This window comes from Myroides indicus (genome assembly GCF_004364575.1).
GTDB lineage: Bacteria > Bacteroidota > Bacteroidia > Flavobacteriales > Flavobacteriaceae > Flavobacterium > Flavobacterium indicum_A.
Map to the genome: position 1 here is coordinate 106,628 of NZ_SOAG01000005.1, position 21,029 is coordinate 127,656.

General features: G+C 37.2%; 17 protein-coding genes and 3 tRNA genes. 1 reads left to right on the plus strand and 19 read right to left on the minus strand.

The window, feature by feature from the left end; genetic code table 11:
* Positions 1-300: 300 nt before the first annotated feature.
* The 19 genes from C8P70_RS03410 to C8P70_RS03490 all read right to left on the minus strand — a co-directional run bounded on the left by C8P70_RS03410 (position 301) and on the right by C8P70_RS03490 (position 19,721).
* Positions 301-969, minus strand: coding sequence for an ankyrin repeat domain-containing protein (locus tag C8P70_RS03410; protein ID WP_133711942.1), 669 nt, complete (start codon positions 967-969; stop codon positions 301-303).
* A gap of 20 nt (positions 970-989) precedes the next feature.
* Positions 990-2,342 carry an amidohydrolase gene (locus C8P70_RS03415; RefSeq protein ID WP_133711943.1) on the minus strand — a complete coding sequence of 451 codons (1,353 nt, stop codon included), beginning with the start codon at positions 2,340-2,342 and terminating at the stop codon, positions 990-992.
* 154 nt (positions 2,343-2,496) lie between these two features.
* Positions 2,497-3,375 (minus strand): helix-turn-helix domain-containing protein, encoded by an 879-nt coding sequence (locus tag C8P70_RS03420; RefSeq protein WP_133711944.1) that lies wholly within the window; start codon positions 3,373-3,375, stop codon positions 2,497-2,499.
* Positions 3,376-3,623: 248 nt separating this feature from the next.
* Positions 3,624-4,187 carry a lipocalin family protein gene (locus C8P70_RS03425; protein WP_133711945.1) on the minus strand — a complete coding sequence of 188 codons (564 nt, stop codon included), beginning with the start codon at positions 4,185-4,187 and terminating at the stop codon, positions 3,624-3,626.
* 237 nt (positions 4,188-4,424) lie between these two features.
* Positions 4,425-6,461 (minus strand): T9SS type A sorting domain-containing protein, encoded by a 2,037-nt coding sequence (locus C8P70_RS03430; protein WP_133711946.1) that lies wholly within the window; start codon positions 6,459-6,461, stop codon positions 4,425-4,427.
* Positions 6,462-6,607: 146 nt separating this feature from the next.
* The gene (locus C8P70_RS03435; protein WP_243832652.1) at positions 6,608-11,101 is read right to left on the minus strand and encodes a PKD domain-containing protein; all 4,494 of its coding nucleotides are present in this window, start codon (positions 11,099-11,101) and stop codon (positions 6,608-6,610) included.
* Positions 11,102-11,197: 96 nt separating this feature from the next.
* Positions 11,198-11,485: a hypothetical protein gene (locus C8P70_RS13955; protein ID WP_243832653.1), complete on the minus strand. Its 288-nt coding sequence runs from the start codon at positions 11,483-11,485 to the stop codon at positions 11,198-11,200.
* 371 nt (positions 11,486-11,856) lie between these two features.
* Complete coding sequence (locus C8P70_RS03440; protein WP_133711947.1) at positions 11,857-12,510, minus strand: response regulator transcription factor; 654 nt, start codon at positions 12,508-12,510, stop codon at positions 11,857-11,859.
* Positions 12,511-12,540: 30 nt separating this feature from the next.
* Complete coding sequence (locus C8P70_RS03445) at positions 12,541-13,308, minus strand: sensor histidine kinase (protein ID WP_133711948.1); 768 nt, start codon at positions 13,306-13,308, stop codon at positions 12,541-12,543.
* On the minus strand, positions 13,287-13,925 hold the full coding sequence (locus C8P70_RS13890) for a hypothetical protein (RefSeq protein ID WP_208293375.1): 639 nt from the start codon (positions 13,923-13,925) through the stop codon (positions 13,287-13,289). The genes C8P70_RS03445 and C8P70_RS13890 overlap by 22 nt, the downstream gene beginning before the upstream one ends.
* Positions 13,925-14,242 (minus strand): hypothetical protein, encoded by a 318-nt coding sequence (locus C8P70_RS03450; RefSeq protein WP_133711949.1) that lies wholly within the window; start codon positions 14,240-14,242, stop codon positions 13,925-13,927. Before C8P70_RS03450 ends, C8P70_RS13890 begins: the two co-directional genes overlap by 1 nt.
* Positions 14,243-14,826: 584 nt before the next feature.
* Positions 14,827-14,901 (minus strand) — tRNA-Val (locus C8P70_RS03455).
* A 27-nt stretch (positions 14,902-14,928) separates the two neighbouring features.
* Positions 14,929-15,003, minus strand: a tRNA-Val gene (locus tag C8P70_RS03460).
* 46 nt (positions 15,004-15,049) lie between these two features.
* Positions 15,050-15,127, minus strand: a tRNA-Val gene (locus C8P70_RS03465).
* Between the two features lie 94 nt (positions 15,128-15,221).
* Positions 15,222-16,439, minus strand: a complete 1,218-nt coding sequence (locus tag C8P70_RS03470; protein WP_133711950.1) for a bifunctional folylpolyglutamate synthase/dihydrofolate synthase — start codon at positions 16,437-16,439, stop codon at positions 15,222-15,224.
* Positions 16,440-16,443: 4 nt separating this feature from the next.
* Positions 16,444-17,250, minus strand: coding sequence for an energy transducer TonB (locus tag C8P70_RS03475; protein WP_133711951.1), 807 nt, complete (start codon positions 17,248-17,250; stop codon positions 16,444-16,446).
* A 2-nt stretch (positions 17,251-17,252) separates the two neighbouring features.
* Entirely contained in the window at positions 17,253-17,648 is a 396-nt protein-coding gene (locus tag C8P70_RS03480; protein ID WP_133711952.1) for an ExbD/TolR family protein, read from the minus strand.
* Complete coding sequence (locus C8P70_RS03485) at positions 17,648-18,367, minus strand: MotA/TolQ/ExbB proton channel family protein (RefSeq protein WP_133711953.1); 720 nt, start codon at positions 18,365-18,367, stop codon at positions 17,648-17,650. The genes C8P70_RS03480 and C8P70_RS03485 overlap by 1 nt, the downstream gene beginning before the upstream one ends.
* 271 nt (positions 18,368-18,638) lie before the next feature.
* Positions 18,639-19,721, minus strand: coding sequence for an anhydro-N-acetylmuramic acid kinase (locus C8P70_RS03490; protein WP_133711954.1), 1,083 nt, complete (start codon positions 19,719-19,721; stop codon positions 18,639-18,641).
* Positions 19,722-19,814: 93 nt separating this feature from the next.
* On the opposite strand from C8P70_RS03490, the gene C8P70_RS03495 reads away from it, so the two are divergent.
* Complete coding sequence (locus C8P70_RS03495; protein WP_133711955.1) at positions 19,815-20,954, plus strand: acyl-CoA dehydrogenase family protein; 1,140 nt, start codon at positions 19,815-19,817, stop codon at positions 20,952-20,954.
* Positions 20,955-21,029: the final 75 nt, after the last annotated feature.

Consider the following 21,029-nt stretch of genomic DNA (forward strand, 5'->3'; position numbering starts at 1 on the left):
TGCTGTTAGTTCTGAGCATGTAACTTATAGCGCAAAAAACACTTCTTTCTTATCCACTTTAAGCGCTCGGGAGATAGCCACTGCAGTATTAACTCTCATAAAATACAATCCGCTGCCGGCATTATTCGGTTTTACCCTTGATTAGTTTTATTTACACTTTTAGGCAATACATAAAGCAAAAATACTTACAACCATAAGCTTCAACCAGTACAGTACACTCCAGCAAACTTTGATTTACCTTAAAAAAGACCAGTTTGTAAACAGACCTTAATAAATGCTATAAATCATCTGACAAACGATTTACGATTTAATAATTGCAACAATTTCTTTATAACCTTTCCGTTCGGCATGCTGTAAAGGCGTTACACCATCGTAATCCGCAATATCCATTTTAGCTCCTGCATCTTTTAAAATTTGAACGATTTGCTGGTATTTTTTACTTCCATCTCCTAAAATAACGGCTTCCATCAAAGCTGTCCAACCCAAACGATTCACATGATCGACAGGATAACTTTTAGTATTTGCCAATAATCGTACGGTTTCTACGTGACCACGTTCACAAGCGGGAATCAAAGCTGAACCGTAATACCGATTAAATACATCAAAACGAGCTCCGTTATCTAAAAAAAGCCGAACCAATTCAGTTTGTCCGCTGGCTCCGGCATATAAAAATGGGCTGTCCAAATTATCCGCTTGCTGATTAACATCTGCACCATGCTCTACCAGTAATTTTGCCATTTCAAAACTTTTGTTATTTACTGCAATCAATAATATCGAGCGTTTATTGTTGTCCGCAGTATTTACATTTGCACCGTTTTCCAAAGCTTTAGCAACCATTTGCAGGTTGTTCTTTTTAACTGCTTTTAAAATATTCTCCTCATTCATAATTTCTGTATTTACATCGTCTGTTCTTGAATGACATGAGGCTATCGTCACCATCATTGCCAATGCTATAAAAATTAATTTCATTTTTCTGTTCTACTATCAGATTAATAAACTATACTCCCCTTATAAATCAACGAATGTACAGGCGACATTCTTGAAACTGCTTCTGCAGAACAGCCTGCATCTATCAATACTATATCAGCATCATCGCCAGCTTTTGGCCATTGCTGAACACCTTTGTCGTCTAAAGGAATTGGTCCTGCTGTAGCCAGTTTTAACATTCTGGATAATCCAAACTCAGTAACCTGTCCATATAATTGGGCAGCTAAATTAGCTTTTTGCAAAACACTTCCGGTTCCCATCGTACTCCAATAATCTATAATACTGTCATTTCCTGTCATCACCTTTACACCGTGTTTTAACAATATTGGAATAGGCATAATTAATCCGCCAAACGGGATAGTAGAAATAATGCCAACTTGTGCTGCAGCCAATTTTTCTGCTATTTCTTCTTGTTTGTCCTTTTCTAAAGTCCCCAGTGCGAAAGCATGGCTGACAAATGTTTTTCCTTTTAAAAAATGATTTTCATTGACTTTCTCGATTAGGTATTCAATAGTTTTAAATCCAGACTCTCCTGATTCATGCAAGTGAATATCGATTCCCTTATTGTAATCCAATGCTAATTGAACGGTTGTATCTATCGTTTTTCCAATTGAGCCATCCACAGTTGAAGGATCCAGCCCGCCAATAAAGTCAACGTTCATTTTTGCAGCTTCTTTCATATACGGAAGCGAATCGGTATAATATAATCCGTGCTGAGGAAAAGCAACCAGCTCCGCGCCAAAGCTGTCTTTTTTGTTTTCTAAAGCGATTTCCAGATTTTTTAGTGAATCCATTTTGGAAGTAGGCTCAATATTAACATGGCTGCGGGCAAATCCTGTTCCAAAAGACTGCAATAATTCGATCAATTTTTCTGCTTTATACGTAGAGTTTTTCAGCATATTCCGAAGCGTTCTCTGTTCAAGCTCTATCATTCCTTTAATTCCACCCGAACGGCGTACCGCACGCCATCGGTCGGCATATAAAGTCTTGTCTAAATGGATGTGCATATCCTTAAACGATGGCAGCATAAGCAAGCCTTTGGCATCAATTGCGTTTATATCAGTTTGATTAGCACTTATTTTTTTAATTTTTCCGTCGGCTATATCAATCGTAAAAAGTTCTGTTTTTGTTCCGATGACTTCATCATTTTCATATTCGAAGCCAGTTTCTAACCGAACGTTTTTTAATTTAAAACTTTTTGATTTTATTTGACTTAAAAGTGTTTCATCTTCGTTTTGTGCAGTTTTAGCTGATTGTGATTTTGCATGCAACATCCCCGGAACAAGTGTTAACCCGGCAAGTCCTAAACTAGAGTTTCTTAAAAAATCTTTACGCGATAGGTTTATCTTTTCCATAATGAGTTTATTTTATGTTCACCACAAAGTACGCGATATAAATATTACTCACACTATCATAAAAACTGCGAATGCTTGTAAAATTTATCTTTTTAGAGTGTTTTCAAGTATTTGTCATTTTCCTGACAATCCAATTGTATTAAAAAAGAAGAAGTCAAAATAAGATAGAAGCATTTTTCTCTCGAAATTCAGTTGGCGTAACACCTGTTTGTGTTTTAAAAAAGTTAGAAAAATAAGCGTGATCAGCATATCCCAATTCAAAGGCAATTTCTTTAATTGACAATAATCTTTCAATTTGTAACAATCTTTTCGCTTCGGTACAAACGCGCTGCTGAATGAGTCCAGAAGCAGAAACTTTTAAATTTTTCTTGCATAAAATATTGAGATAATTTGCAGAAATATGCAATTGTTCCGCATAAAAAGCCACCGACTTTTGTTCTTTATAAAATTCATCAATAAGCATGTTAAACTTAGCCAGCCTCGGATTGGATTGATATACTTTAAATTCCGTAAAAGTGTGCTCTGCCTGCTTGCTTACTATTGCTGCAATAACCGCAGCCCGTGCATTAATCAAATGTACCAGCGAATCATCATTGTTTAACTCTTCCTTAATGGCATCAAATTCGTACATCAACATTGCAAAGGCATTATTTGTTAATTTTATAACCGGATGATTTTGATAATTGGTAAAAGAAAATCGAAAAAAAGGGGCAAATTGCTCAAAAAAAGCGCGCTCTATCATTAATTGATAGGCAATAGTTCCGTCGTTAATATCCCATTTGTGAATTTGTCCCGGAAACAAAACATGGATTTCCCGATTGCCAATTGTGTAATCTTTAGAATCAATACTGTGCGTTCCAGAAGCCCGATCAAAAAGTATGATGATAAAAAAATCGTGCTTATGTGGTTTATCAATATGTCGTTTACCATGCAATTCGTTAAACAGCAATTCCTCCCGCCCCGCCGATTGCTCTTGCCGATATCCCTGAATACTTACAACAGGTATAGAATCTTGACTTGTATTTTTTTGCATCTTTTTGAATATTAATTATAAATATAAAACCAAATATTCATTCGTAAACAAGTTCGCTTTAAGTGGGCAACCTAATCCTTTTTCCAAATACGATGGCTATATGATACACTTTTTTTAATCAGAAGCTCATTTATCCAAATTGACAACCAATGTAATACTTGCAAACCATAACTATGTCATTGATAATTAAAACAATGAGAATAGATTGAACATAGTACGATTTTTGTTTATTTTCGTGTTAAAGCGTTTTACTTTTCATTCAAAAATGGATTGTCATCTCTATCGTGTGTTACCCAAATCAATTTGGATGTATCGTATCCTATTTCTTCTGCAATTTTTAAATAATCTGTTTTAATAGTTTCAGGAATATCTTTTGTTCTTGACAAAATCCATAAATAATCCAGGTTTTTTCCTGCAACCAAAGCATATTGGTAATTTCCGTCTAATGCTACTACATTGTAACCAGAGTAAAAAGGACCAAAAAAACTTACTTTCAAAGCTGCAGTATCCTTATTTCCTCTAAACTTAGCTAAACCATCTGCTTTTTTCCATTCTTTTTCTATAAAATTATAGCCGCTGTTGAGTACAATGACATTTCCTTTTTCGTTTAAACTATATTGAGCAGAAACATTGTTTAGATTCTTTTCAAAACGGAAATCAAAACGGGCAATTTCGTACCAGGTTCCTAAGTATTTATTAACATCAAAATTTTCAACTGCTTTAGCATTTTTGGGAATAGATGTACAGGAATTCATAAGGGTAATAACTCCCGTGAAAAATAATACTCTTAAAATTTTATTTTTTATTTTCATTATATGTTTAATTGATTTTGTAATCTTCTCTTGCTAATCATATTGGAGGAAAACTACAGTTTCTTCACAGGATTTTGTTTATATACAAATTTATGAATAATCAATGAATTAGGTATATACTAATTAAGTACAATTTATGGATGAGTTTTCTCTAAAGTGTATAATTAATTTTAAGTTTTGCTATGTTTAACAACTCTGCCAGAGTTTGCTTATAAGTTACTGTCTAAAGTGTAAAACCTACCGCTTCACCACCTTAACCGTTCCACTATTGCCTTCAACCGTGGTAATAACAATAAAATACACACCGTTGCTGACGTTTTCCAGATTTATCTGGTTGTTGCCTGCAAACAAGCTTTGTTTAATCTCTTTACCGCTCATATCATATATCGTGTAACCCAACAGGGTATCTGTAGTTTCCACATTAACAATCCCCGTGGTTGGGTTGGGATAGACATTAAATGACAGTTTATTAAACTCATCCGTACCCATATTGCCCGAACCGCATTCGCTGTTTGCCAGTTTGGCAACAAAAAAATCGGCTTCGCCGGTACTGATTAAAGGATCTAACCCCAAATCGTTGTCCCAAAACAAATTGGCATCAAAGCTACCTCCGGCAATATAATTGCCGTCATTATCCACGGCAACGGCTGTCATTCTTTTACTGCTAATAGCTTCTCCCGCTATGTCGTGTACACCTAACACTTTTCCGGACTGCTTGTCAAAACGAACTAATATAGGATCAGGTTGGTAATTTTTTACTGGACGTACTATTTCTATATTATCCCAAAAATCCCCCCCTCCCTGTGCTCCAAGTACAACTTCATCATTTTTTACTGCAATGCCTTTACCATAACGTGGTGCAACTCCTTTGCCACTTCCTGCATAAGCTGCTGTAGCCTGTACCCATTGTACATCGCCATCACTGTTAAATTTGATAATCATAGGAACCGTTCCGTGAGCTCCGGGGGTAAAAAAATAGGGTTGAACAGATGAATCGGTCGGATCATATATTTTAACGTTGTTTTCATTGGGACGCCTAAAAAAACTCCCCCCCACATATACATCGGAGTCTTTATCCACAACCAAGGAAAAAATACAATTTGGGGGTAGATTTCCCCCGCCCGTAAGCTGAGAATAAATCTCCCTACGCCATACTTCACTACCATCATGATCATTTATAGCTAATATAAACGAACGTTCTACAAATGCTTTACTTTCATAAGAAAAAGGTAGCACAGAACCAGTTATATTTCCTCTCATTCCGGCAATATAATATTGTTTTTTGTTTTCATCATAAGCAAAACGAGTTCGTCCATAAGCATCAAAACCTGTATTTGGCGCAACAGGCAATTCAAAACTATTTACATAATTTAAATTGAGGTCATATTGTGCTATCAAAAATTTAAAATGGTTGGTGGTATCGTTTATAACAGTTACATTACCGTCTAAATGTGTACCGGTATCGAAGGCGACAATAAAATGTATTTTATTATTACTGATTGCCAAGTCCAAAACCCTGGATTGAAAATTAGAACTATTTACGTCACCTTGCAAAGCAACTCTTTTTACCAGTTTTCCGTCACTGTTGTATTTAACCAGATAGGTTGTTTTAAACCCTTCCTGTGGAATTTCTGCATTCCCATTTTTCAGATCTGCAAAAGGAACGGAATCAGTTTCTGTAAAGTGCAAAGGGGGGCGGATCCCCGGTCCATCACCGGGACTGTCATTCCTGACATTAACCCCTACATATACATTGTTTTGGTTATCTAATACTAAATTATATGCATCGTCATCCATCCACCCGCCTATGGTCTGGCTCCACCGTACTTCTCCCTCACAAGTGGTAGAAAACAAAAAAATATCTTTAGTTCCTCCTTCCCGAGCATTTGAAGTATTGTATGCCGGAACCGGTACGCCGTCCAAGTGGGTTGAGGGTGTCCATGCTCCGTTATAAATTGTTTCGCGGGGTCCTTTTAAAGTAGCTATAAAATAATAATTATTATCGGTTCCCGCCTTTATATCATGGATTTGTTCATCGTTTATCCCTCCTAATCCCCCCCACCTTCCTCCGCCGTTCATTGCCCATTGCCACTGGTAGGGTTGGGTTTGCTGGGCGTTGACAGATATTGAAAATAAAGAATGGAGAATGGAGAATAGAAGGATTTGGAAATTTATTAATTTGGGAATTTGAAAATGAGATGCTGACTTCTCGATACGCTCCGCTACTCGTAGTGACGGTTCAGTATAAAAGGATATGTGTATTTTTTGTTTCATAGTTTGTTAGTTTTTAAATGATAATTATATTTTGCAAGATCCCTCCGCTTCGGTGGGGATAACAGAAAAAAAAGTTAATAAAATCTAAAATTAATAAAAACGGCACTAAAAGTCAAGCTCTTAGCACCGTTTTTGAATTAAACAGGTTATTTTTTAATCAATTTTTCGGTCGCAATGCGTTTGCCGTCTGCTTCCAGTATAACAATATATGTTCCCGGAGCAAAATGGCTGATATCCAGTGTGATTTCGCCCGTTTTGCCGCTTACTTTCTGTTTGTACCGCTGTACGCCCAAAAGGTCATAAACTGCAATAACATCTGCGTTTTTGTACTTAGTACCCGTGCTAAACGTCAGCACTGTATTTTGTGAAGCAGGATTGGGTGACAGTATCAGCGAAGCAGCCTGCGTGGCTACGTTTGTTGTGGTTTTACTATAGATATCGGGCAGCTCTACCGGTACGGTGTCTGCACAATTTGGTCCGCTTACCACAAACAGATCCGGCGCTCCGGGCATATAAGCACCGCTGACGTAAAAATCAACCACAAAAGAGTTGAAGCCCGGATTAAGCACCAGCACAGACGGAACAAATGTTCCGTAAGCGTTAGCACTGTTCAGGTGTACCGTAACCGGGCTGCCCGTTGGGTTATTCATTTGAACGTAGTACTTGATTCCGCCCGGTATAATTTCCATCCTTTCAAAGTGAGGTTCAAATCCACAGTCATTTGGCGGGCATCTGTCCAGGTCAAACATAATAGAAGGAGTATTGCTGCCAAAGGTACAACCGTCCTGAGTAACCGTTAACTGGTAAATGCCACCCGTATTCACTGACTGGTTAGGAATAAAATAAGTTCCGCTTTGGGTAACCGCCCCGTTTACTTCCCATTTATAATTTTCATAAACGCCCAAAGGTCCTAACAAATACGCATCGCAAACCGTATAACAGCCATCCGGTACTACCCACAATGCGCGGTTTGGGTTATGAGGCACCTGCAGATAGCCAACAGCACTGCATCCGGACGTTTCGGTATAGGTTACGCTATACGCCCCGCCGTGGGTTACTTCTATCACCTTTCCGGTCATGCCGTTGCTCCAGTTATACACCCCTGTTACCGGTCCGGTTGCCGTTAATCGGATGGTGTACGGATCGCAATTAATCACGGTGTAACTAATGGCTGGCTGGGTTACCGGAGGATGTACCTCCACCGTTGCCGTAAAACTGTTGGTACACAGCGGATCGCTTGCCGCACGGGTATGGAAGGTATAGTTATACGTACCCGGAGACAGTCCGTTTAGGGTTAACGTCATATTGGTACTTCCGCTTACCCACGTATTATACCCCGCCGGCAGTGCCGGTCCGCTCCAGCGGTGTTCTACCACATTATCTGTGGTTATACCCACCAAAACAGTACCTCCGCCATAACACACACTGGTGTTTCCGTTGATAATAGCAAACGGAGGCTGACGCAAAACATAATTTTTAGGATAAAACACCATCTCATAGTTCTTACACCCTTTGTCATCCACCAATACCACCCAGTAACTTCCGCTTTGTACCGGCTGATAGGTCATGCCCGTACCTACTTGCTGATCACCGCGCATCCAGATGACATCGGCGGGAGGTGTTGACCCCAGTGGCGATTCATAAGTTAATGGTGTAGCATTACCATCGCAATAATCCGGATTAACGGGCAAAATAGTTCCTGTACTTAAATCAGTTTCATTGATAATTACTTCAACAGTATTAGTTGATGTGTAAGTACAACCATAAAGGGTAGTAACTTTTAAACTAACTTGATAATCATCCGGTTTCGCAAACTGAACTGGTGTGTGTTCTTCCTTTGTAATAAAAGATGTGCCATTAAAGCTCCATTCATAGGTGTTGTTGGGGTTATAATCCGGTGTGGTTAAAGTAATCACCTCCTCAGAACAATAATTTAACGGCGACAGCGTAAAGTTCGGATCCGGTTCGGGTTCTAAAGTTACCGTTACCGAAGTTTCACATTCCGGCGTACCCTGGGTAGAGTTTACTTTCATGGTATAAGTATAGGTACCCGGTCCTATGCTGCTTATGGTCGTACTGTTGCCGGATGCTCCTGCCGAAACGCCCGGTCCGGAATAAGCATAGCTCAGCGTACTAAGCGGTATATTATACGTTAGGGTGTTGTTGTGCAGCACCACTTTGTACGTACCATCGCCGTTACAGCTAATGGCGGTTTCCAGCTTGGCTTCGTATTTTTTTTCAACCGTATAGGTCCTAATCAAAGTACAGCCGTCGTAATCCAGATATGCCGTAACTGCATGTGCTCCCGGCACCGTACCTGTAAAGGTTGCTGTATCTGTACCCTGCCCTCCCGTTACGGTAAGGTGCTCACTGCCCGCCCACGAAATGGATGTTGGCGGATAGTCAGCATCCAGCTCTGCCGTAATCTGGTTACAGCCTGTCCATTCTGCCGATACACTGGCATTAGGATTTGGCGAAACGGTGCAACCATCCGGTCCCGGACTGCCTCCGCAGCTCTCCGTTACAAGGATATTATCTGATTTGACCAGACAGCCGTTTTTATCGGTTACCTCCAACGAATAGCTTCCGCCCGGATTCAATCCGATAATGGTATAATTGGGACTGGTACTTGATTGCAGTAAAGTTGTTCCTTTAAACCATTTAAATATCATAGAGGCTGTAATACCTGTAGATACGGTTGCCGACAGATTAATAGAACCATATTCCTGCGGACATACCACATAACTGTATAGCGGTGAAATGTACAGCTCTGTTTTTGGAAATACAATTGCGGTTTTTGACGCTGATACTCTGTTGCTGCACACTTCCAGTTCAAGCTCTATCGTTCTGGAAATATTATTAGACGTATTGTTGGTAAAGTTGTTATTTATGGTCAGGCTGCCACTTCCTGTATAGCTATAGGTATTCTGATAAACGCCGTCTATCAGTACCCGTACCTGCGCAGGAGCAGGCGGAGTCATCGTAATAGGAATATGCACACTGCCTGCTGCAGGGCAAATATCCGGTATGCTGCCAATAGTAACCACCGGGTTGTTTATCAGCTGAATCGTACGGGTTTGTGTAAAAATCACACCACACTTAACTACTTCCACCTGTAAAATTCCCGTTGCAGAAGTACTGATTTCGTTAAAACTTACAGTTACCGTATGGTCGTGAATACCATCAATAATACTTCCAAAATTGTCCGCTCCTGTACTACTCAAAATACTCCAACTTACAAGATCGGGTACTATCCCTTCCAGATCTACCGTAAATGTAGCACTACTGCTGGAACAAAATGCTGCCTGTCCGCTGTCATTGATAATATACGGATTAATAACTGCTTCATTAACAGTAAACTCAACTGGATCAGAACTACACGTTTTTCCGTTTTTTACAATCTGTTTAACCACACTTACCGTTGCCGGAGTACTGGTAAACTGTATATCTGCCTGTGCTCCGCTATTGTCGCCAATAACTTCTCCGTTATCCACGCTCCACAAATAAATAAAGCCCGGTTCTTCTTCACTCAGCGTATAGGTATAAGGCGTATCTATACATACGTGATCCGGTCCGTCGATAGTGCCGGTTATAACTGGTGTTTCTACAATTTCCACCGTCAGAGGATCTGCCATGCATCCGCCGTAATCTGCTGTGATAACATATGTTCCCGGGGTATTAAAAGAATGGGTAATTAGAGTTCCGATAGAAGTCTGTACCACATTTCCGTCTAACAATATCTGCCATCGCACAGATACCGCATTATGGGTTTCAAAAGACATAGTGGCTCCCTGACAATTGGTAAGTTCGTCACCCGTTATAATTTCCGGTCGCTCCAGTACCGAAAAAGGTATATCGGCATTTCCTATACAAAATCCATCGTCTATCAGGGTGTTGTTATATTCAACGCTTAAAACGTAATTTCCGGGCATTGCTCCGTCTACCACAATTTCGTTGCGCTGATCTGTATATACCAGCATAGGATGATTGGGATCTCCGTCTATCTTCCATTTAAAATCTGTTGCCGGCCATTGAGGGAGCTTAAAACGCCCCTGACCATCCTGACAGACTATGTCGGATCCTTTAATGATTGCTGTATCGAGGATGACCGGAATTTTTACCGTAGTCCAATGCGGGCAAGAACAATGCGAGAGGTAGTATACATAGCCAAAGCCATCTTCCGGATCTACGTGATCCCAAACTACTTCTACCGACGTACCGTGTTCTGCTATTATTGTTCCTCCTTCTACTCGCCATTCACCACCGCAACCGTCGGTTACGCTGTACGTTTCATGAGCTCCGTGACAAACCACAGAAGGACAGGAAACTTCAAATTCCAAAGCGTTTGCAATGTTTACCTCCCAGCTATACGTTGAACTACAATTACAACTGTTGGTAACCGTTAAAGTAATTAAATACACTCCCGGATGGTCGTAAGCGTGTGTAGGTTCAAAAAGGCTGGAGGTAGTGCCGTCTCCAAAGTCCCAAAGGTAATTGACAATAGGTGAACCTCCGTTGTCAACTGAAAGATTATTAAAAGAGATAGGTGAAAAAGTACAGAAGCTTTTTTGTCCCGGTTCAGGTCCGTCAAACTTAAACTCAGCGGTTGGATTGATCGTTTTTTCTATACAAATTGTCAATACCTCAACTGTACTGTCCTCATACGTTATAGTGAGTGTTAAACTTCCGTTACCGTTGCTACCCCATAATACAGTGGCGTTAGTATTACTGCTGCTTTATACAGTACCTCCGGTAGCCTGCCACTCAACGCTGACAACATCATTGGCAGAAAAACTGTAGTTTACCGTACTTTCTCCGCAAACACGAATACATACACCTAAAGAAATCTGCTCATAAAGATTTTTATACTGATCCTGACCTTCAGAATCATACTCAATACACCCCACTTCCTGATCCCACGTCAGGACAGGGTTGTGTGCTGTTTGCGCCTTTATACCTAAAGACCACAGGACAATCAGCATGATGCCCAATGCCCGAAAGAGCAATCTGGTAGTTTTTGTCATAATTAAGACTTTTTTGATTTGTAATCATACTTAATAAATTAGATTATTTAAAGGTTAATAATTATTTGAAATATGCTGTATCACTGTTAGATACAGTATCTGTATAAATTATCTCTTCTCAAAGTTCTATGACAAAAATTATAAAGCTGTGATTTTTTTTTATCGTATTAATGGAATCAAAATTCCGGCGAAATCGTTACAATTTTTGCTAGTAAGATTAAATTATGAGTGCAATTTAGAAAGCTTTAACAAGCAAGTCAATAGGTAAATTAACTATTTATTAAGTTAATTGGAGTTATAAAACCAAAAACACAGGGTAAACAAGTGATTTTTTATTGATTTATGTGTAAAGGACACAGAGGAAGGTATATTTAAATTATTTTATTTAAATCAATTATTCCATATTTTACACAATATAAAATAGCAGACATCATATCGGGAAAATTATATTTTCGCTGTATATTTTGTTTATGGGCGTTAATTGTTCTGGTACTTATATTTAGGTTATTTGCAATATCTTTGGGCTTGACTCCTTTTGCGGTTAGTTCTATAATCTCCAGTTCTCTTTCCGTAAACTGGATTTCCATACTTTCAACGTCAACATTTAAATTGACCTTGATTTCATCTATGACAGAAGCCAAACCCTGCTCAAAATAAAAACCGTTGTCTTTCAGATTCCAGATTGCATCTTCCAACTCTTTGGGAGGTGTGTTTTTAGTAAAGTAACCTTGTGCCCCCATCCTGATTACTTTTTTTATTGTATCTGTATCTCTCATAAGGGTAAGTATGGCCGTTTTAATATGAGGAAAGCGCTCTTTAATATTTTGATACGTTTCAAAACCATCCATTACAGGCATTTGCAAATCCAACAGCAATATGTCAACCGGTATGTATTCCAACCGTTCTAAAAGTTCTGCTCCGTTAGATGCTTCAAGAACAACAGCCATATCCTTAAAATCCCTGATTAAAATTGCCAGAGTTTTTCTAAATAAAGTATGATCGTCTGTAATTGCTATTCGTAACATAGTCAAATATATTAATAAATAATGTTGAATCTATAATTGCTTTTTTAAATGGATTTGTATTTTATTTCCTTTGTCAACCGGAATCTGCATCAATTGAGCTCCCATATATTTAATTCGTGAAGTTATATTTTTTAAGCCCATTCCGTAAGAGATTTTTAAGCTTTTGTAAAAATCAAATGAATTGCCGTCATCTGTAACTTCCAGAATAATATATTTACTTTTGTCCCGGATTGCAAAATCTATACAACTACATTTACCGTGTTTGATTGCGTTGGTAACCAACTCCTGTATTATTTTATACAGTTCATAGCCTTGTGCTGACGGAATATCTATATTTTCTGCATAATACTCTTCATTAATATCAATTTCGTTCCATTTTCTCACTCTTTCAAAATAGCTCTTCAACGTTGAAACTAATCCCAAGCTATCTAACATTGGTGGCATAAGGTTATAGCTAATATTTCCAATATCGGCAAGTATGTTGCTCAGTGTACTTTCTACTTCCAAAAATATACTTTTTTTAAAATCGTCTTTTTCTTTGCGATAAAGGATGGTAATATAGTTTTGCACAGCGCTTAAATCTCCGCTAACGCTATCGTGTAAATCGGACGCAATCCGCTTGCGCTCTTTTTTTTCGGTTTCCAAAGTTATATGGAGTAAAGCATCAGACTCCTCCCTGTTCATATTGTGTACTTTGGTACGATACAGCAAAACAATTAAAACAATACCCAAAACAGAAAGTAACATAATTACTGTTCCAATCCAAAAAAATATTTTTATACCCGCTTCATGTTCCATACCCCGATAATTAAACAAGTCCTCAAAATAAGCGTTGCAATAATATTAACCAGCCAAATATCAAAAAGATACACTCTATTTTCAAATATAAAACAACTTAGCAAAAATAAAAATGAAGTACTCGAATAATATATTGCCAATCCGGAAACAAAATAGAAATTAGAGTCCTTAAGCAGATTCGGAATCTCCATTTTCTGAAAAAGCTGTTTAAACCATATATACGAAAAAAAGAAAACAAACAATGTTATTGCTATTTTATTTATAGCATTTGCCACAAGCGACTGATATTCTTTCCAAAAATAAAAAGACAAGATGTATGTAGTTAGTAATACAATGAAAGATATAGTAAAAACTTTTTTATAGGAAGAGCGAAGTAGTTTGTAAAAAAAATAATATATAGTCAAAAACTCTAATAATGAATATATCTGAAACCAGTAAGTTGTATTAACTTTAAGAATAAAAGTACCTATCCCCTCATATAGTGTTGCAATAAAAGTAAGCCATACAAAGGGTTGAATAGAATCTGAAACAACAAAAGCTCTTTTTTTCAGGAATAATACAATGAGAGGAATTATTCCAGCAAAAAGAGCTGCATATGTAATAGAATAATACAACATTAAAGTTTTATCAAAACACTGTATTGAGGACAAATATTAGGACAAGGCGATAAATTTTCAAGAATAACACCTTGTGTTATATCTTCTCCCTGTATATCTACCCCTACCAACACCAGATTATTTTTTCCGGATGTTGCATCATAACCATTGTAAATACGAATCCCTATGCAGTTTTCCTGCTCTAAAATAAGATTAAGTTTATTGCTTCCCGCAAAAAATGATTTGATAGCCCCCGGATTGTTTTCCTGAAAAGCATGTGTATATTCAATTGCCTGATCTAGTGTAATAACATCTGAAGAATCTCTATTTATTTCCATAATTAAAAGTTTTATTAACAAATATACACATTGCTAAAGCTTATAGTCAATAGGTAATTTACCTATTTTTAAAAAATATACTAAATAAGAATGTTTTAGTTGACAAATAAATTATAATTATTTTCTATCTTCTATTGAATTGCCCTCAAATTTCACCTATTTGCTTTTAAAACACATTTAGTTTTATTTCCAAAATAAAGCCAAAAAGTCTATTCAGAGAAGCATAGGCTTTGTAAGTGTTTGTAATTATTAATCATGAACTGCTCTTAAATAAACTGCTTTGGACTGTAATGATTGCGAGGTAATTTGCCAATCTGCTTGAAAATAGCTTATCGGCATTAAACAATGCCTTTTGCCGATTCTTAACTCTTGCTTGAATAATTTATTTACATACTAAAAGCGATAAACAAATCCGATTAAGTGTTTTTCATTAAAAAAAATGAAGATAGCAAAGATTTTTCATAGCCTTAATATTCTATATCCCTTTCCGTTTTTGACGTAATAGTTAAAAACAAAAAACCTGCAAATTCTATAAAATGCAGGTTTTTACTAGGTTTTACTAAAAAGTAACTTCGTTAACTATGTGGGCGATGAGGGATTCGAACCCCCGACCCTCTGGGTGTAAACCAGATGCTCTGAACCAACTGAGCTAATCGCCCGAAATATCTTTTATTCTTGTAAATGTGTGGGCGATGAGGGATTCGAACCCCCGACCCTCTGGGTGTAAACCAGATGCTCTGAACCAACTGAGCTAATCGCCCGAATATTTTTTAATTTCGGTAATATACGGTATGCTTTTAGAAAAAATGGTGGGCGATGAGGGATTCGAACCCCCGACCCTCTGGGTGTAAACCAGATGCTCTGAACCAACTGAGCTAATCGCCCTTTTTTCTTATCTTAAGAACGTGTAACCGTCTGAACGATTACGGGTGCAAATATACAACGGGATTTTAACTTTGCAAGCTTTTTCTTATCTTTTTTATAAAATTTCTGCAACTACAAATGTACTTCCGCCTATGTAAATCAAGTCTTCTTGCGTAGCCAATAATTTTGCTTTTTCATAAGCTTCTGAAACTGAATTTACAATCTCTCCTTTTAATCCAAATTCTGCTGCTTTTAGAGCTAAAACAGATGCATCCATTCCACGCAAAATTTTTGGAGAGGTAAACAAATATTTTGCTGTTTTAGGCAATAAAGGTAAAATAGAATCCAAATCTTTATCGCTAACTACACCAAAAACAATATACAAATCTTTATATTTTTCCGACATCAGCTGCTCAACAACTATTTTTAAGCCATGCTCATTGTGCGCTGTATCTGCTATCACTTTAGGATTTTTGCCTAAAATTTGCCATCTGCCCTGTAAATTTGTATTATCAATTACATGCATCAAACCTTCTTTCTCCGCCTGTTTAGAAATTTTAAAATGCGTACGGAGCAAATCAATCGCCTGTCTTGCTGTGCGGACGTTATATTTTTGATAACTCCCTTTTAAATCGGTTTCAAACTGGTTTTCTGCAAAGCTTTCTGACGCAAAATAGATAGGAGCTCTGAGATCATTAGATTTTGCAATAAACACCGGTTTTGTTTCAGTCGTATATTCTCCGATGACAACAGGAGTTTCTTTTTTGATAATCCCTGCTTTTTCTCCGGCTATTTCTGGCAGTGTATTTCCCAAAAAAGCTGTATGATCTTTTCCTATATTCGTAATTACTGAAACCAGTGGTTCAATAATATTGGTAGCATCTAACCTTCCTCCCATGCCTACTTCTATAACCGCTACATCAACTTTTTCTACCTTAAAATATTCAAAAGCCATACCTACTGTCATTTCAAAAAAACTGAGTGCATTTGCCTCAAAAAATGCTTTGTTTTTTTCAATGAAATCAACCACAAAAGACTGTGGAATTTCTATGCCATTAATTTTTATTCGCTCTCTAAAATCTTTTAAATGCGGAGAAGTGTACAAGCCCACTTTATAACCTGCTTCCTGAAGTACAGAAGCAATCATAGATGAAGTTGATCCTTTGCCATTGGTTCCGGCAATATGAATAGTTTTTATTTCTTTTTGCGGATTTCCTAAATGATTTGACAATTTAACAGCATTAGACAAATCTGCTTTATATGCCACTGCTCCTTTTTGCTGATACATAGGCAACTGACTGTACATCCAGTTCAGCGTATCCTGATAAGTCATAAATTTAAGTTCCTACTTTAAAGTTAATTACAATAAATCCTATTTGAACTGCAGGTGCTTTATCATCTGAATTCCATCTAAATGTTTTTGCTGTAGCAATAGCTGCATCAACCAAACACGATGCTGAATTGGTAGTTCCTTTTGTTTGTTGTGCAGAAATAACTCTGCCGCTCTTATCCACTCTTATTTCGATTACTACGGTTCCGGTTTCATTACAATTTGGTTCTACTTTTCCGCGTGTTGCCAAACTTCTGTTTGTCAATCCCCAGCCTAAACCGCTTCCACTTCCCGCGCCTGTTCCTCTACCTGTTCCGTAAGTTGTATTAGCATACATATCTCCGGTCAATTTTCCCTGATCGCCTTCTGCATCTGAATTTCCCTGACCTGTTCTTGCTCCTGATGTATTTTGTCCGCTCAACAGGCTTTCCAAAGCATCAGTTGTACTTTTACTGGGTTTGGGATCTGATTTTGGTTCCGGCTTTGGAGCAGGTTTAGTTTCTGTTTTAGGTATATTATCTGTTTTGGCTACAACAGGTGTTTCTATTTTGTTTTGCGTTACTATTGGTTCGGCTGCTTCAGGAACAGATACAGTTTGAGACTGTGCCTGGATCTGCACAATTTCTTTAGGCTGAATTTCTCCTTTTCCATACTCGCTATTTCCGAAACTAATAGCAATTTCTCCTCCCATTAAATAAGGCTCTTCTTCCGGCTGAGATATTTTGTAGAAAAAAAACAGCAAAAATAGCAAAGCAAATACTGTGGAAGTAATTGCAAATGCTTTTTTTTCACTTTCTGTCTGTAATATTTTCATTTTTATTTCGGCTCTACCGCCAATACTATTTTATAATTATTTCTATAGGCAATATCCATCACAAAGACGGCATCCTCTACGGGAACACCTTTAGCCACGTGCAAAACAATATTGGGTTCTTCCTGTTCTCCTAATTTTGCTTTTAGGCCTTCTTCTAAAGTTTCAGGTAAAAATTCATCCTGATCTATAAAATAATTGGATTGCTTATCTACACTAACTGCAACTGTTTCTACTGCATCAGATTTTCCGTCAGAATTAGGCAAAACCAAATCCAGAGCATTCGTTGTTGTCATAGTTGTAATAGCCACCATAAAGAAAATCAACAACAAAAAAACAATATCTGTCATTGATGACATATTAAACTCGGCTGTTATCTTATTTCTTCCTCTTATATTCATTATACAGGCTCATTTAATAAATCTAAAAACTCTACAGCATTTGCTTCTAACTGATGAATAATTTTATCAATTTTACTCACTAAGTGATTATAACCTACATAAGCAATAATACCGACGATTAAACCAAAAACGGTAGTCATCATCGCAGTATATACTCCTTCTGACAAGACGCTCATATCAATTCTTGCCGACCCGTTGGCCGCCATTTCATGGAAGGCAATAACCATTCCCACTACAGTTCCCAAAAAACCGGTCATCGGACCTGCTCCGGAAAGCGTTGCCAGCAGATTAATATTTTTTTCCATTTTATAAACCTCCAATTTTCCGGCATTTTCAATAGCTGTATTAATATCCTGTAACGGTTTGCCTATACGAGAAATTCCTTTAGCTATCAGCCTTGAAACCGGACTGTTGGTATTTGCACACAACATTTTAGCTTGGTCAATTTTTCCTTGAGATAAAAACATTTTAATTTGAGCCATAAAATTTTCATCCACCTTTGCTACCTTTTTAATAGCAAAAAACCGCTCCAAATAAAGATAAACAGCTAAAAAGAGCATGATAAAAATTACAACCATAATAGCTTGTCCGATAGGACCTCCACTGAAAATAATTTCGCTCAAAGCCAATTCTTTACCTGCTGCATGATTTCCCTGTTCAATTGCATTCGATAATGTTTCTGCTGTAGCTGTTGTGTCTACCTGTAAAAAATGAAACATAAATAATTTAGTTTTAAGTTTGATTAATGTTTATTATCAATATCAAATTACGTTCCTCAATATAACTTATAAAAATGTATCGTTTTATTTTTTTTCATATCACTAAAATAATGGCTTAAAATCCAAAACGTTACAAATTGCGTTTATATAGGAAAATATTTTTGTTTTGAGTGTCAAATATATAAATGTTTTGAGTATATTTTTTCTCTTTACGAGGATTCTTTCCGCAAACAAACGGAATATTTATCATTTTAACTCTACATTAATAAATTTATTGTTTCTCATCAAAAAAATCATAGATTTTGCCCGAGCTATGATCTCTTTCTGCTCCTGTTACACTTGCGAGAACATTCACTTCATTTCGCAACCTAAGTACTCCCAAAAGCGCAAATATCAAAGCTTCTTTATAATCGATAATTAAATTTTTAGGTTTTTCAAAAATAAGCTCGGGAGAATAATGTCGAATTCTGTGAAGTAAAAAATTATTGTGTGCTCCTCCTCCGGTTACCAATACCCTACTTTTATTATTTAACGGAATTCCATCGGCTATCTGCATAGCAATATGTTCCACCAATGTTGCCAAAAAATCAGATACGGATAAATTGTATTTTTTCAGGATGGGATTAACCGAACTATTTACGAATTCCATTCCAAGCGATTTTGGAGGAAGTTCTCTGTAATATGTCAACGAATTCAGTTCTTTCAGTAAATTATTATCTACTTTTCCCCTTTCAGCCCAAAGTCCGTTTTTATCATAAGCTTTTCCCTCTTTTTGTGCTTGTTCATTTAATAATACATTAACCGGAACAAGATCATATGCTACTCTGCTCTGTTCATTTTCAAAAGAAATATTAGCAAATCCTCCTAAGTTGAGACAAGCTTTATATTCTCCGAATAATAAGCGATCGCCAATAGGCACTAACGGAGCCCCTTGTCCTTCCAAAGACACGTCTTCAACCCTAAAATCACACACAACCTTTTGCTGAAGCAAGTCGGTTAAAACAGGCATATTTCCAATTTGCAAAGTATACCCTAAATCCGGACGATGAAATACGGTATGCCCGTGCGAACAAACTGCATCTATGTATTTTAAACTATACTGTTCAATAAATTGTCTGATTACGCTTGCCAAGTGTACGGTATATCGCTCATCTAAGTGCAGTACTTCTTCTTTGTCCAACAGCAATGCCTTTTCTAATCTCTCTTTCCACAGCTGAGAATATTCAATGGTTTCTGCTTCTAAAATATTAAATTTCCAATGTTTATTTTCATAAATTAATTCGACATATACCAGATCAATTCCGTCTAAAGAAGTTCCGGACATAACGCCTATAACCTTATACTGATTTTTCATAGCCATAAATTTACATAATGTTCATTGAAAAATTAATTTTATTCCTATATATTTGAGGTCTTTAAAATAACTAAACAAAATTAAATACTTATAATGGATTTTAAATTAACAGAAGAGCAGTTGATGATTCAACAGGCTGCCCGTGATTTTGCGCAAACAGAGTTATTGCCTGGTGTAATTGAAAGAGATGAAAAGCAAATTTTTCCGGCAGAACAAGTTAAAAAACTTGGAGAATTGGGTTTTTTAGGAATGATGGTAGATCCGCAATATGGAGGAAGTGGTTTAGACAGCGTATCTTATGTTTTAGCTATGGAGGAAATTGCTAAAGTTGATGCTTCTGCTGCTGTTGTTATGTCTGTGAATAATTCATTGGTATGTGCTGGTTTAGAGAAATATGCAAATGAGGAACAAAAGCAAAAATATCTAAAGCCTTTGGCTTCAGGAGAAGTTATCGGAGCATTTTGTTTATCAGAACCAGAAGCTGGTTCTGATGCTACTTCTCAAAAAACAACCGCTATTGACATGGGAGATTATTACCTGTTAAACGGAACAAAAAACTGGATTACAAATGGCGGAACTGCATCTTACTATATTGTAATTGCACATACTCATCCTGAAAAAAAACACAAAGGGATTAATGCTTTTATCGTTGAAAAAGGATGGGAAGGTTTTGAAATTGGATTAAAAGAACAAAAAATGGGAATCAGAGGCTCTGACACTCATTCTCTTATGTTTACAGACGTAAAAGTACCTAAAGCCAACCGCATCGGAGAAGATGGTTTTGGTTTTACGTTTGCAATGAATGTTTTAAACGGAGGGCGTATCGGAATTGCTTCTCAGGCTTTGGGAATTGCACAGGGAGCGTATGAATTAGCTTTAAAATATGCCAAAGAACGCAAAGCTTTTGGGACAGAGATTATAAATCATCAAGCTATCGCTTTCAAATTAGCAGATATGGCTACTCATATCTCAGCTGCCAGAATGCTTTGTTTTAAAGCTGCTGCCGAGAAAGACGCAGGACAAGATATTTCCATTTCGGGAGCAATGGCTAAACTATATGCTTCTCAAACTGCTATGGACACTACAGTTGAAGCTGTTCAAATTCACGGCGGTAACGGATATGTAAAAGAATATCATGTTGAAAGAATGATGCGCGATGCTAAAATAACTCAGATTTACGAAGGAACTTCTGAAATTCAGAAAATTGTTATCTCAAGAGGAATTTCTAAATAATAAACTTTGGTGTTGTTTAACATCAGAAAGGAAACCGTCTCTTTTATAAAAATCGGGACGGTTTTTTTATATTTC